At 72.5% G+C, this 13,411-nt stretch carries 12 protein-coding genes and 1 pseudogene; 9 read left to right on the top strand and 4 right to left on the bottom strand.

Annotated elements, in window-relative coordinates; all coding sequences use genetic code 11:
* Positions 1-8: 8 nt before the first annotated feature.
* Positions 9-1,223, bottom strand: a complete 1,215-nt coding sequence (locus E1285_RS21790; RefSeq protein ID WP_132154901.1) for an FAD-dependent oxidoreductase — start codon at positions 1,221-1,223, stop codon at positions 9-11.
* 97 nt (positions 1,224-1,320) lie between these two features.
* Between E1285_RS21790 and E1285_RS21785 the strand changes: the two genes are divergently transcribed.
* Positions 1,321-1,956, top strand: a complete 636-nt coding sequence (locus tag E1285_RS21785) for a TetR/AcrR family transcriptional regulator (protein WP_132154899.1) — start codon at positions 1,321-1,323, stop codon at positions 1,954-1,956.
* On the opposite strand, the gene E1285_RS21780 is transcribed toward E1285_RS21785, so the two are convergent.
* Positions 1,945-2,601, bottom strand: a complete 657-nt coding sequence (locus E1285_RS21780) for a response regulator transcription factor (protein ID WP_132154897.1) — start codon at positions 2,599-2,601, stop codon at positions 1,945-1,947. The two genes, E1285_RS21785 and E1285_RS21780, sit on opposite strands and share 12 nt — an antisense overlap.
* Positions 2,598-3,818 (bottom strand): histidine kinase, encoded by a 1,221-nt coding sequence (locus E1285_RS21775; protein WP_207946725.1) that lies wholly within the window; start codon positions 3,816-3,818, stop codon positions 2,598-2,600. The genes E1285_RS21780 and E1285_RS21775 overlap by 4 nt, the downstream gene beginning before the upstream one ends.
* 143 nt (positions 3,819-3,961) lie before the next feature.
* Here E1285_RS21775 and E1285_RS21770 point away from each other — a divergent pair, with 143 nt between their 5' ends.
* From E1285_RS21770 to E1285_RS21760, 3 genes are all read left to right on the top strand, one after another.
* Positions 3,962-4,681: an ABC transporter ATP-binding protein gene (locus tag E1285_RS21770; protein ID WP_243722961.1), complete on the top strand. Its 720-nt coding sequence runs from the start codon at positions 3,962-3,964 to the stop codon at positions 4,679-4,681.
* On the top strand, positions 4,678-6,663 hold the full coding sequence (locus E1285_RS21765; RefSeq protein ID WP_132154893.1) for an FtsX-like permease family protein: 1,986 nt from the start codon (positions 4,678-4,680) through the stop codon (positions 6,661-6,663). The genes E1285_RS21770 and E1285_RS21765 overlap by 4 nt, the downstream gene beginning before the upstream one ends.
* Before the next feature lie 416 nt (positions 6,664-7,079).
* Positions 7,080-8,855 (top strand): long-chain fatty acid--CoA ligase, encoded by a 1,776-nt coding sequence (locus E1285_RS21760; protein WP_132154891.1) that lies wholly within the window; start codon positions 7,080-7,082, stop codon positions 8,853-8,855.
* Here E1285_RS21760 and E1285_RS21755 read toward each other — a convergent pair.
* Complete coding sequence (locus tag E1285_RS21755; RefSeq protein WP_132154889.1) at positions 8,843-9,835, bottom strand: AraC family transcriptional regulator; 993 nt, start codon at positions 9,833-9,835, stop codon at positions 8,843-8,845. The two genes, E1285_RS21760 and E1285_RS21755, sit on opposite strands and share 13 nt — an antisense overlap.
* A gap of 248 nt (positions 9,836-10,083) precedes the next feature.
* Here E1285_RS21755 and E1285_RS21750 point away from each other — a divergent pair, with 248 nt between their 5' ends.
* The 5 genes and pseudogenes from E1285_RS21750 to E1285_RS21735 all read left to right on the top strand — a co-directional run bounded on the left by E1285_RS21750 (position 10,084) and on the right by E1285_RS21735 (position 13,324).
* On the top strand, positions 10,084-11,658 hold the full coding sequence (locus E1285_RS21750) for a carbon-nitrogen hydrolase family protein (RefSeq protein ID WP_132154887.1): 1,575 nt from the start codon (positions 10,084-10,086) through the stop codon (positions 11,656-11,658).
* A gap of 34 nt (positions 11,659-11,692) precedes the next feature.
* Positions 11,693-11,772 (top strand): annotated as a pseudogene (locus E1285_RS48405) (oxidoreductase); the annotation flags it as partial.
* A gap of 63 nt (positions 11,773-11,835) precedes the next feature.
* Positions 11,836-12,084, top strand: a complete 249-nt coding sequence (locus E1285_RS46685) for an SDR family oxidoreductase (protein ID WP_243722960.1) — start codon at positions 11,836-11,838, stop codon at positions 12,082-12,084.
* A gap of 24 nt (positions 12,085-12,108) precedes the next feature.
* Complete coding sequence (locus E1285_RS21740; RefSeq protein WP_132154885.1) at positions 12,109-12,387, top strand: CoA transferase; 279 nt, start codon at positions 12,109-12,111, stop codon at positions 12,385-12,387.
* 361 nt (positions 12,388-12,748) lie between these two features.
* A complete protein-coding gene (locus tag E1285_RS21735) occupies positions 12,749-13,324 on the top strand; it encodes a TerD family protein (protein WP_132154883.1) in 576 nt (191 codons plus the stop codon).
* The last annotated feature ends 87 nt before the right edge of the window (positions 13,325-13,411 follow it).

The raw sequence follows: 13,411 nt of genomic DNA, 5'->3' as shown, positions 1-13,411 counted from the left end.
ATACAGTCCTAGACGCGGGCCGGGGCCGGGCCGGGAGGCGGCGGGGGCGTCCAGCCCATGAGGGGGCCTCCCGCCCGCGCCAAAGGCTGCGCGGGGACGAGGCGGAGTACGGAGTTGCGCACCACCTGGCGCCATCCGCCGCCCAGGTCCGCCCCGAACCGCGCGATGTGTTCGGCGCGCCTCGCGATGGCCCGGCAGCGGGGGCGCCGGATCGCGTCGAACTCCGCCATCGCCCGTCCCAGGTCGTGCCCCAGCGCGGCCGGTGCGCCGATGAGGCGCCCGACGCACACGCCGTCCTCCAGGGCCGTGGCCGCGCCCTGCCCCATCGTGGGCAGTGCGGCATGGGCCGCGTCACCGACCATCACGACCCGTCCCCGGACGTAGTCCGGCAGTCCGCCCGGCAGGTGGTAGACGTCGTGGCGCATGAGCCGCTCCGGGTCCGTCGCCTCGATGAGGTTCACGATCCCGGGCGCCCACCCGGAGAACCTGGCCCGCGCCGCCGCGTGCTCGTCGGCGAAGACCGTCCCCTCCGGACTGCGGAAGTAGCCGTACCAGTACACCTCGGAGTCGCTCACCCGCATTGCTCCGAACTCCGCGCCCGGCCCCCAGAACTCTACGAGCCGCCCGTCGAGCGCGTCGTCCGGCACGATGGCGCGCCAGCTCGTGCTCCCGCTGTAGCGGGGCCGCACGCCGGGGAACACCGCCTCCCGGACGGCGCTCCACATGCCGTCGGCCCCGACCACCAGGTCGGTCTCCGCGCCGTGTTCGGTCTCCCCGCTCCGCCACGTCACCGTGGCGCGCGATCCCCCGGGCGTTCCGGGATCCACGTCCGTGACCTGGGACTCCAGTACCGGCTTCACCCCCGCCTCCACGGCCGCCAGGCGCAGGGCGGCGTGAAGTCGCCGGCGCTGGACGCCCCAGGCCGTCATCCCCCAGCGCACGTCGGCGCGATCGTCGGGAATGCGGAGGATCCGGCGGCCGCGGGTGTCGCGGAAGCCCGTGACGAGGGTTTCGTACCCGATCTCCGCGATGCGTCCGTCATCGAACCCGAGGGCGCGCAGAGCGGCCTCGCCGTTGCGCGGGAGGGCGACTCCCGCCCCCACCTCGGCCGAGCCGGACTGCCGTTCCAGCACGGTGGTCCGCCAGCCCGCGCGGGCGAGCATCAGTGCCGATGCCAGCCCCGCGATCCCCCCGCCGACCACCGTCGCCGTCAGATCTTCCATGGTCTCTCCCACCACTCGCCGGAGGCGCGATCGACGTGCCGCCGACCGCCATTCACTACGATGGTAGTGGTTAGTGCCGTGGACCTATACTCGGCCCATGCCTCCCGCCAACCTGCGTCGGCGACGCGCACTGGCGGACGCGGCGATCACGCTCCTGGCGCAGGAGGGGGCGCACGGCCTGAGCCACCGCGCCGTCGAGACGCTCGCCGGCGTGCCGGCCGGAACCGCCACCAACTACTTCCGCAAACGGGAGGCGCTCCTGATCGCGGCCGCCGAGCGGATCATCGAACTGCACCTCGCGGAAACGGCGACCGTCGCGCTCCGCGACGACGGGCCGGGCGGCGAGGCGGAGACGCCGCGGGCGGCCGGCCCGGACGAGCTGGCGGACCTGCTCACCGGCTCGCTCTGGACCGCGGCGACGGCACTGCGCGCCCGGTACATGGCCGCCTTCGAACTCCTGCTGGAGGCCCGGCGCCGCCCCCCGCTCGCCGCTGCGCTGGCCGGACTCGAGGACACGGCGTTCGTCAGCACGGCGAGGCTGCACGCCGAATTCCGAACCGCACTGCCCGAGACCGCGATCCGCACGCTGATCGCCCTCTACACCGGCACGCTGTTCACCCTTGTCGCGCTCCCCGCCGAATCCCTCGACAAGGCCGCCGTCCGCCCCCTCGCGGAAGCGATGGTGCGAGGAGCCTTCGCTACCGGGGCTTCGCGGGGGGTGTCAGTCGAGTAGGCCTGCTTGGTGGGCGAGGATGGCGGCTTGGACCCGGTTGGTGAGGGACAGTTTGGTCAAGATCCGGCTGACGTGGGTTTTGGCGGTCGCTTCGCTCATGTGCAGGCTGGTGGCGATGTCGGTGTTGGACAGGCCGTTGCCCAGTGCGATGAGCACTTCGCGTTCTTTTGTGGTCAGGACCTTGAGGCGGTGTTCGGCCTGGGTTCGTCCTGATGCGGCCTTGGTGAAGTGCTGCAGCAGGCGCCGGGTGACCTTGGGGGAGAGCATCGCTTCGCCGCGTGCCGCACTGCGGACCGCGGTGATCATGTCGGCGGCGGTCGCGTCCTTGAGCAGGAAGCCGACCGCTCCGTGGGCCAGCGCGGTTCGTACGTATTCGTCGAGGTCGAAGGTGGTCAATACGACGACGCTCGGTGGGTGGGGTGATCGCGCGAGGCGTTCGGTGGCCGTCAGGCCGTCGGCGCGAGGCATCCGGATGTCCATGAGCACGACGTCGGGGTGCAGGGTCTGGGCCATCGTCACCGCTTCGGCGCCGTCGCCGGCCTCGCCGACCACGGTGATGTCCGGGGTGGACTCCATGATGGTGCGCAGCATGGAGCGCACCATCCACTCGTCGTCGGCGATCAGCACCCGGATCGGTTCGCTCATGGGGTGTGCTGCCTTGCCAGGGGGATCTCGGCGGAGACGTCGAATCCGCCCTCGGCCGTGGGTCGTGCGGTCAGCTCGCCGCCGACGAGCCGGACCCGCTCGGCGACGCCGAGCAGGCCATGCCCTCCGGCGGGCAGTTCGGTGCGGCCGGTGCTCGGCGCGCGGCCGTTGGTCACACGCACGTGAAGGGCATCGTGGGTGTGGTGGACGCGGACGTGTGTCCGTGCGGTGGCGGCATGCTTGTGCACGTTGGTCAGGGCCTCCTGGACGACGCGGTAGACGGCGTGCTCGACGAGCGCGGGCAGCGCGGTGTCGCAGTCGTGGATCATTTCCAAGGTGACCGGCATGCCGAGGCGGCGGGACGCCTCGACCAGGTCGCCGAGATCGGCCAGGGTGGGTTGTGGCGCGAGCGGCGCGGCGTTGTCGCCGTCCGCGCGCAGGACCTCCACCAGTGAACGTAGTTCGTCCAGTGCCTCGCGTCCGATGACGCCGATCTGCTTGCCGATCGCGGTGGCGTCCTGGTCCTGCGCCACCTCCAGCGCGGTGGCGTGCAGCACCATCAGCGACACCCGGTGCGTGACCACGTCGTGCATGTCCCGGGCGATCTGGGCTCGTTCGGCGTTGCGCGCCTGCAGGACGCGCTCATGCTGCTCGCGTTCGGCGCGGTCGGCCCGTTCGCGCATCCTGGCGATCAGCTCGCTCTGAGCGCCGACATAGAGCCCAAGCAGTGCGGGGATCCCGCAGATCACCGCACTGACCGGCCCCGCGGCGTCGGCTCCGGCCGCCCGCCAGATCGGGATGGCGACCACCAGCGCCACCCCCGCCAGCGTGCCGATCCCTGCCGCGCGTTGTGATCGCGTACGCTGCGACGCCATGTGCCGTGCCAGGGTGTACTGCGCGACCATGACGGCGACGTAGGCCGCCGCCACCGCCCAGCCGGCCAGGGCGGCCAGGACGAACAGCGCCGGGTGGCGTCGGCGCCGCCACGCCGCGGCGCCCACCGCCAGCCCCAGCGGCAGCGTGATCCACAGCGCGGGCCGCCAGTCGACGTAGGTGATCCTGACGTCACCCATGGAACGGCCGGACCCGCCGTCACCGGCCGACGTGCTGACGGCAAGGGCGATCGCCACCAGCGCGTCGATCACCCGATGACGCCGTCCCCGAACCGCCGCCCAGAGCGCCGCAGGGCGCCGGCCGGTCGGCATCGGCTGCCTCATGAGTCGCCACGGTAGCCGCCTCGCGGCCCCAGGGCATCGATAGAAAGTTGTACTTGGCCCTGGGTGAACTCCGACTTTCCACCGACCCGGCGGACCGACAATGGCCGATGCCACGGTCACTGCGGGCCGGTGATGCTGGCGATATGCCTTCGCAGACCATGCACACCCACGCTCCGCCCGGTCCACGTCCCGTGCTGTCCGGAGCGGACCTGGCCAAGGACTACGGGCGCACCACCGCGTTGCACCATGCCTCGCTCGTGGTCGATCGGGGTGAGTCGGTCGCCGTCATGGGACCGAGCGGGTCGGGCAAGTCGACGTTGCTGTACTGCCTGTCCGGCGTGGTGAAACCTGACGGCGGAGAAGTGCTGTTCAGCGGCGTTCGGGTCGATGAACTCTCCGACGCCCGGCGCGCCGATCTGCGGCGGTCGGACTTTGGTTTCGTCTTCCAGTTCCCTGGCCTGCTGCCGGAACTGTCGGCGGCCGAGAACGTGGCGCTGCCGCTGATGCTGGACGGTGTCGGCCGTCGTGACGCGGTCGCCCGGGCGCGGGAGTTGTTCCCGACGCTCGGTCTTGAGGGTCTGGAGCGGCGGCGCCCGGGCGAGCTGTCGGGCGGCGAGGCGCAGCGCGTCGGGATCGCCCGCGCGCTGGTCCTCGACCCCGCGGTGGTGTTCGCCGACGAGCCGACGGGCTCGCTGGACACGCACACCGGCGACGAGGTCATGTCCCTGCTGGTCTCGACCGTACGCGACCGGCGGTCGGCGCTGGTCCTGGTCACCCACGACGAGCGGGTGGCCGAGCGCTGCGACCGGATCGTCCGGGTCGTGGACGGCCGGACCCTGACCGAGCCGAAGGAGGTGCGATGATGCGCGGGCTGTGGCTGCGCCTGCTGCGCGGCGGCGGCCGGTCCGCGCGTCTTGAGGTCGGCCTCCCGCTGGCGGCGGGCGCTGTCATCACGCTGGTCCTGCTGCTGTTGCTCGGGTTGCAGCAGGGCCTGGACAACCGGGCGGAGCGGACGGCGTGGCGGACCCCCGAAAAGGCGACGAACGCGCCCACCGCGATCCAATCGGGCTTCACCGACTATGTCGGGGAACGTCCGCTCGCGGTCATCGACCTGGCCGCCCTGGGGCAGAACCCGCCCGACATTCCGGGAATGGGCAGGTTCCCGGCGCCGGGTGAAGTGTGGGCCTCCCCCCGACTGGCCGAGCTGATGGCGGACCTGCCGGCCGACCGGCTCGCCGACAGGTTCCCCGGCCCGGTCACCGCCGAGCTCCCCCAGGAGACCCTGGAGCACCCCGACGAACTCGTCGCGGTGATCGGCCGGCACCCGGCCGGTCCCTCGATGCGCGACCGGCGGCCGCCTCATCAGTGGAACCAGGTCTCGTCGGTGACGCCGACCAGGATCGACGGATGGTCGGCCACCCCGGATCTCTACCAGACCACCTACCGGGACATAGCGCTGCTCGTCATCGTCCTGACCGCGCTTCCGCTCGCCAGCCTCGGCGGCCTGGCCTCCCGGCTGATGGCCGGACGCCGGCAGCGGCGGCTGGCCACCCTGCGGCTGCTGGGCGCCCGCACCTCGCAGGTGGTCCGGCTGACCATCGCCGAACTGGCGACGTTCGCGGGGATAGGGGCGGTGTGTGGAGCCGTCCTGCATCGGGTCCTCGTGCCATTGATCGCCCGGGTGCCCATCAAGGGCGGGGAATGGTTTCCCGCGGACGTGCGGCCAGGGGTGCCGCTCAGCCTCGTCACCGTGGCCGCGGTGGTCGGCGTGCTGACGTTGGGCGCACTGACCGGGCTCCGGGTCGCCGTCCGCGACCCGCTGGGCACCTACCGCCGCGCTCGCCGCGACCCGGCGCGCGCGCGGCTGTGGTCCGTGGTGTTCATCGGCGCGGCGGTCGTGCTGTTCTGGCTGCGCAGCAGCAACCCCTTCGTCAGCGTCGGCTTCACCGCCGTGGTGATCCTCGGCTGGGGACTGGTATCGACCGGGCCGTGGATCGTCGCGGGACTCGGCAGGCTGCTGGCCTGGCGCGCCCGCCGTCCGGCGACCTTCCTCGCCGGAAGGCGCCTGTCGGACAGCCCGCGCAGCGCCTGGCGGACGGTCGGGGGCCTGACACTGGCCTGCTTCATCGCCGGGTTCGTCGCGATCAGCCTCCCGGCAGGGCTCGGCAACGTCGGCGCGTACGCCTCCCGGGCCGAGCGACCCGAGGCCGTCGTACCCGCCGCCTCCCTGGACGCCACCGTCCGCGAAGCGGAATCGGTGCTACGAGCCGAGGGCATCCACGCCGGCGTCGAAACCGCCGCGGCGCCGTCCTGGCTCGACGGCGACAAGTGGGCCACGCTCACCCTGGACACGCAGGGCCCCGACACCGAACAGGACCGCGCCCGTACCGCGATGATCGAGAACGGCCTCTGGGGTCCGGAGATGAGCCTGGCCGAGGCACTGCCGAACATGTGGCTGCTGCGGGACGGGGTCGTCATGGGCTTCCTGGTGCTCCCGACCGCGGCGCTGGTCGCGCTCGCCTCGATGATCATTGGCGCGATCGCGCGCATCTTCGATCAGCGGGACACCCTCATCGCCCTCAGGCTGGCCGGCACCCCCCAGACGGTCCTGCTCGCCGCGCAACGCCGCGAGATGATCCTGCCGTCGGCCCTGCTCGGCGGTGTCGCCGCGATCGCCGGGCTGGCCGCCGGCGCGACGATCGGGTCGGCCGGCCTGCTCAACCCCTACAGCACCGGCATCTTCGCAGGCCTTCTCACGCTCGGAGCGATCGCCCTGCTGCTCGCCGACCGCACCGCACGACCCGTCCTCGAACGAGCCGGCACCGACCTCTCCGAACGCGAATAGGGAAGGTCACAAAGGTCGACCGGCAGGCCATCACCGGGGCTACCTCCGAGGGGCACTCTGGAATGCCCGGATAACGCCAGGCTGGCCGACGACACAGCAGCCATGAAGCCACAGGAAATCGCCTGGAACGCCGGCGGCGAACTCGCCCTGATCACCCTCGCGTCCCTCGTTCTGATCGCGACCGGCCGCCCCGACCCATCGGACAAGCTCACCCCGTGACCAAGCGCGGCCGACCCAGCCACCGCTCGGCGGGTGAAGGCTTGGGCGCGGAATGAGCGTGTGGGTCCCGTGATGGGTGCGCGGCGGTCCTGTGCAGACCGTGGGTGGCCGGCCGACGATGGCGGGCGTACGGGCGGGTCGAAGGCGGGCCCCGGCAGGGAGCCAGGACAGCCCGGGGACGAGGAGCCAGGTCATCCATGGACGCCAGAGACGTACCGCAGTCGGCGCGGAGCCTCGCCGAACTTTTCCAGCGCACGGCCGCGGCGCGGGCCGGTCAGATCGCCCTGCGCGATTCGGGCGGCGCCGTGGAGCTCACCTGGCGCGAGTACGCCGAGCGCGTGCGGCGGATCGCCGGCGGCCTCGCCTCGCTCGGCGTCCGCCGCGGGGACACCGTGGCGCTCATGCTCACCAACAGGCCAGAGTTCCATCTCGTGGACACGGCGGTGCTTCATCTCGGCGCCACGCCGTTCTCGGTCTACAACACGAGCCCGTCGACGCAGATCGCGCACCTGTTCCGCAACGCCGGCAACCGGGTCGTGGTGACCGAGCGGCAGTGGGTGACGACGGTCGGCGCCGCCGGCGGGGCGGTGGAGCACATCGTCTGCGTCGGCGGCGAGGCCGAAGGCGCGCTGACGCTCGCCGACCTTGAGGCCCGGCGGCCGGAGGGGTTCGACTTCGAGGCCGCTTGGCGGGCGGTGGGCCCCGAGGACCTGGCCACCCTGATCTACACGTCGGGGACGACGGGGCCGCCGAAGGGCGTCGAGGTCGAGCACCGCGCGATCCTCGCGTGCCTGCGCAGCGGCCTCGACCTCCCCCACCTGGGCGCGGGGGCGCGGGGCGGGCGGCTGGTCTCCTACCTCCCGGACGCGCACGTGGCCAACCGGTACTTCAGCCACTACCTCGCGATGGCCGCCGGCGCCTCGATCACCACGGTGGCCGACCTGAAGACCGTGGCGCAGGTGCTGCCCGCTGTCCGGCCGACCGTCTTCCTCGGCGTCCCCGCCTTCTGGTACAAGGTGCAGACCGCGCTCACCCAGGCGATCACCGCGCAGAGCGGCGTGCGCCGGCGTCTCGCCACCTGGGCCATGGGCGTCGGCCGCGCAGCCGCGGACCGGCGCGCCTCCGGCCGGGTGCTCCCGGCCCACCTGGCGATCCGGTTGGCCGCGGCGGACCGGCTGGTCCTGCGGCGGCTCCGGGCCCGCGTCGGCCTGGACGAGGCGGACGCGGTCATCACCGGTTCCGCCCCGATCGCCGCGGGCGCCGTCCGGTTCTTCCAGTCGCTCGGCATCGAGCTGTGCGAGGGGTGGGCGATGTCGGAGTCGTCGGCCGGCGGGGCGATCAACCGTCCGGGCGAGATCCGGCCGGGGACGGTCGGCCGGCCGATGCGGGACGTCGAGGTGCGGGTGGCGGCCGACGGGGAGCTGCTGCTGCGCGGGCCGACGCTGATGCGGGGCTACCGCGGGGACAAGGAGCGGACGGCCGAGGCGGTCGACGCGGACGGCTGGCTGCGCACCGGTGACGTGGGCACGGTCGACGCCGACGGGTACGTCACGATCGTCGACCGCAAGAAAGATCTGATCGTCAACTCCTCCGGCAAGAACATGTCGCCGGCCAACATCGAGAACGCCGTGCTCGTCTCCTGTCCGCTCGCCGGATCCGTGGTCGCGGTGGGCGACCGCCGGCCCTACGTGGTCGCGCTGATCGTCCTCGACCCCGTCGCCGCGCAGGCCCTCGCGCCCGGCGATGAGGACACCGCCGTGCTCGCGCGGCTGCCCGAAGTGCGCACGGCGGTCGAGGCGGGCGTCGCGCGGGCGAACGCGACGCTGTCGCGGGTCGAGCAGATCAAGGAGTTCCAGATCCTGCCGGGCCCGTGGACCCCGGGCGGCGCGGAGCTGACTCCGACGAACAAGGTGCGGCGGCAGGTGATCGCCGAACGGTACGCGGCGGAGATCGAGGCCCTCTACCGGCGATAGGCACCGGGCGGCTGCCCGGTCCACCGGCGGAACGCGCGCCGGAACGCGCTCGCCTCGGAGAACCCCAGCCGCCTCGCCAGCTCCTCGACGGACTCCTCACCGCGGGCCAGGCTGGCGACGGCGGCCTCCCGCAGCAGATCCTCCTTGAGCTGGCCGATCGAGGTGTGCTCGGCCCGCAGGAGCCTGCGCAGGTGCTGCGTGCTCATGTTGAGCCGCGCGGCGATGTCGCCGGGCACCGGCCAATGGCCGCTCAACCCGCGCACGAGGATCCCGCGCACCTGGTCCGCGGTGGACGACCCGTAGTCGCGGGTCGCGAACCACACGTTCGGCTGGTCGGCGAGGTAGTCGGCGAGCTGCCGCTCGTCCCGCACCAGCGGCGCGGTCAGCAGGCCGCGGTCGAAAGCCAGCACCAGCCCGCCGGCGTCGAACACCGGATGCCGGCCGAATACGATCTCGTAGTCCGCCGCGGACCCGGTGGACGGCCAGGGCAGGCGCAGCTCGCGCAGGGCGATCCGCCGGCCGATCAGCCAGCCCAGGACCCGGTGGATCAGCGTGGCGAGGAGCTCGCCGCCCAGATGGTCCGGATCGTCCAGCCGGCTGACGTCGATCTCCACTTCGACGAGCGCGTCCCCCGCCGTCACGCGCAGCCGGGGCGTGCCCAGCACCTCGCCGGCCTCGGCCAGCCGTTGCAGCGCCGCCCGCAGGTCCGGGACGTGGATCACCGAGCGCATCATGAGCTGGAACGCGCCCAGGCGGACAGGCGGCCCCAGCCCGAAAAGCTCGTCTCCGGTCAGGATCCACAGCTCCTGGGTCAATTCCGACACCTGGGCGACCGTCACGGCGGCACCACCGGCCGGGTCCGCGGCGCTCGCGGGCAGACCCGCGCGCCGCAGCAGTGACGCCGCGTCCAAACCCTGCCGCTCACCGATGCGCACCAGCCGCCGGGCGACGTCCCCCGGCAGCAGCGCCGACCTGCTCACGAACGCACCATAACGCTCGCACGAGCGCCCGGTGGGCCGCGGGCCGCCTGCGCGCGGCGGTCATGGAATGTGCGAGGCGCGGTGCTCGGCCGGGCGGGCGGAGATCCGTAACTTCGCCGGTATGTGCGCCCGCCAGGCCCCCTCGGCCGCGTCCCGGTCGGGCGTCGCGCTCGCACACGACATCGGCCTCGGCGGCGCCGCCGTCGTCACGGCCTACCGGCCCGCCGAGCGGTGACCAGGAGGACTCAATGAGCGACAGCACGACCAAGCCCGAGCCCGACGCCACCGAGCGTCCGGAACCCGCGCCCCGGCACGGTGACGGGGACACCGGCCACAGCTTGTCACCGGAACGCCGCCGGTACCTCTGGCTGGCCCTCGGCCTGCTCCTGCAGCTCTTCGCCGTCGGCGGCCGCTGGGATCTGGCGCTGACCGCGTGGGGCTTCCAGATCTTCCTGCTCAGGTTCCTGCGCACCGGCCGGCCGTTGACGGGCCTGCCGCTGGTCTGGCTGGTGGGTGTCGCCGGCGGGCTGTTCTGGGTGGTGCAGCTCGCGGTGCCGCTGACCTTCCTGACGGTCATCGGCGTGCTGAGCCTCGCGTCCGGCTGCCTCGTGCCCTTCGCGGTGGACCGCTTCGTCTCTCCGAGGCTGGGGTCGCTCGGACGGCTCCTCGCGTTCCCCGCCGCGCTGACCGCGACCGCGTTCCTGCTCGGCACCTACAACCCGTTCGGTACCGCCTACGGGCTGCTCGCGGTCACCCAGCACGCGAACCTGGCGCTGCTCCAGGTGCTGTCGGTCGCCGGGCCGTACGCCGCCACGTTCCTCATCGGCGTCGTCGCAACCGCAGCCAACCACCTGTGGGAGCGCGGCATCTCGTGGCGCAGCGCGAGGTACGCCTTCGCGGTGGCCGCCCTGCTCGGCCTGGTGATCGTGGGCGGACAGGCGCGGATCGCGTTCGCTCCCGCCTCGACGGCGCCGACCGTCCGCGTGGCGGGCGTCAACCCGACCAAGGCGACGCTGGCGGAGGCCGAGCGGCTGCTCGGCACGGACATCGGCGACCACGAGGCCGTATCCCGCGCGGATCCGGCGGTGGTGCGCGCCACCGCCGACGCGATCTCCGCGCAGCTGTTCGCCGACACGCGGAAGGCGGCCAGGGCGGGCGCGAAGATCGTCCTCTGGTCGGAGAACGCGCAGCGGCTGCGGTCCGCCGACGAGCCGGCGTTCCTCGCCAAGGCCGGAGAGCTGGCCCGGCAGGAGGGCATCTACCTCAACCTCGCCGTGAACGTCTATCTGCCCGACGCCCCCTACGGCCGGGACCAGACGGTGCTCCTCGGCCCGGACGGCGAGGTGCTGTGGACGTACCAGAAGCGTCACCCCATCCCCGGGCTGGAAAGCTACAAGCCGGGCAAGGGCCCGGCGCCCGTGGTGGAGACGCCGTACGGCCGCGTGTCCAACGTCATCTGCTACGACGCGGACTTCCCCGCCATGATGCGCGTCGACGCCGACATCATGCTCGTCCCCGGTGGCGACTGGCCGGAGATGGGCCGCATCCACACCCAGATGGCGAGCCTGCGGGCCATCGAGAACGGCTACGCCCTGGTGCGGCAGGACTTCAACGGCTCGTCCCAGGCATTCGACCACCAAGGCAACGTCCTGGCACAGCAGGACACCACGCCCGGCGACAACGAGCCGTGGATCGTGGACGTCCCCACGCGCGGCACGACGACCCTGTACCGCATGACCGGCGACGTCTTCGCCTGGCTATGCGGCGCGGCGACCATCGCCGCCATCGGATTCGCCGTCCGCCGCTCACGGTCGCGCGGCTGACGCCGCGAACACCCCTCACCTGCCAAGGAGCCCCATGGGAAAGCTGGACGGAGGCACCGCGCTGGTGACCGGCGCCGGACGCGGGGTCGGCCGGGAGATCGCGCTCAAGCTCGCCGCCGACGGGGCCGACGTCGTCGCAACGACCTGGACGACGAACCGGCCGCGGGCACGGTCAAGATGGTGGAGTCGCGCGGCGGCGCCGCGGTCGCCTGCCGCAAGGTCGTGGGCGGCACCATCGAGGTCGAGGGCCGCAGCATCAAGGTCGGTGTCAGCCCTGGGCTGCCGGCGACGGCGGAGCAGCTGATCCCTCTCGGCCGCACCGGCACACCCGAGGAGGCCGCCGGCGCGGTGCACCTGCTCCGCATGCCCGAGTCCGACTACGTCAGCGCCCAGACCCTCGTCTGCGGCGGCGGGCTGAGCCTGTGACGGGGGGCCGGGCCGGGCGGCCCGCTGGCCGGGGTCCGGGTGGTCGAGCTGGCCGGCATCGGGCCGTGCCCGTTCGCCGGGATGATCCTGGCCGAGATGGGCGCCGACGTGCTCCGCGCCGACCGTCCCTTCCGGGGCGTCATGGACGTGCTCGATCCGGCCGCCGACCTGCTCGGCCGGGGCAAGCGGTCGATCGTGCTCGATCTGAAGCGCCCGGAGGCCGTCGCGGCGCTGCTGGACCTCTGCGACACGGCCGACGTGCTGCTGGAGGGCTTCCGCCCCGGGGTGTCGGCACGGCGGTGATGGAGATCGCCGACGTCAACGACATCGATCCCGAGGACGGTCGGCTCTGACGCGGATCGTCGCCGACGGCGCGCGGGCGCCGTCGCCCGCGGCGACGCTCGGGCCCGGGGCGCCGAAGGTAAGGGCGATTGTGATCATCGGCGGGCTGGGCAGGACGCGGTGCTGCGGTGCTCGGGAGTGATGCCCGGTATGGCCGCCGCGTTGGCGGTCGTGGTCGATAGCCCGGACGCCTCGACCAGGGCCCAGGTGGACTGGGTGATCGTCGACAATGACGGGAACACCCGCGAACCGGTGAGATTGTGCGTCCGGCCAGCTCCAAGCTGCTACAACTGTAGTAATAGATCCGTGAGAGGAGAATTCCATGGGTGTCAGCCTGTCCAAGGGCGGCAACGTCTCCCTGTCCAAGGAGGCGCCGGGCCTGACGGCGATCACGGTGGGCCTGGGGTGGGACGTGCGCACGACCACCGGGACCGACTTCGACCTGGACGCCAGCGCCCTGCTGCTGAACGAGGCGGGCACGGTCCCCTCCGACCAGCACTTCGTGTTCTTCAACAACCTGCGCAGCCCGGATGGTTCGGTCGAGCACACCGGCGACAACCTCACCGGAGAGGGCGAGGGCGACGACGAGCAGATCAAGGTGAACCTGGCGTCGGTGCCCGCCGAGATCGACCGCATCACCTTCCCGGTGTCGATCCACGACGGGGACGGTCGCGGGCAGAGCTTCGGCCAGGTCCGCAACGCCTTCATCCGCGTCGTCAACCAGGCCGACGACTCCGAACTCGCCCGCTACGACCTCAGCGAGGACGCCTCCACCGAGACGGCCATGGTGTTCGGTGAGCTCTACCGCAGCGGCGCCGAATGGAAGTTCCGCGCCGTCGGCCAGGGATACGCCTCCGGACTCTCGGGGGTGGCGAAGGACTTCGGCGTCAACGCCTGACGGCCGCCCGTGGACGGGGCCGTCCGCGAGGCCCCGTCCACAAGGCCCCGTCGTGCCGGCGGGGCCCGCCTTGGGTAGGTCGGGCGT

The organism is Actinomadura sp. 7K507, from assembly GCF_004348425.1.
Lineage (GTDB): Bacteria > Actinomycetota > Actinomycetes > Streptosporangiales > Streptosporangiaceae > Spirillospora.
This window is presented reverse-complemented; position numbering and strand designations above follow the sequence as displayed.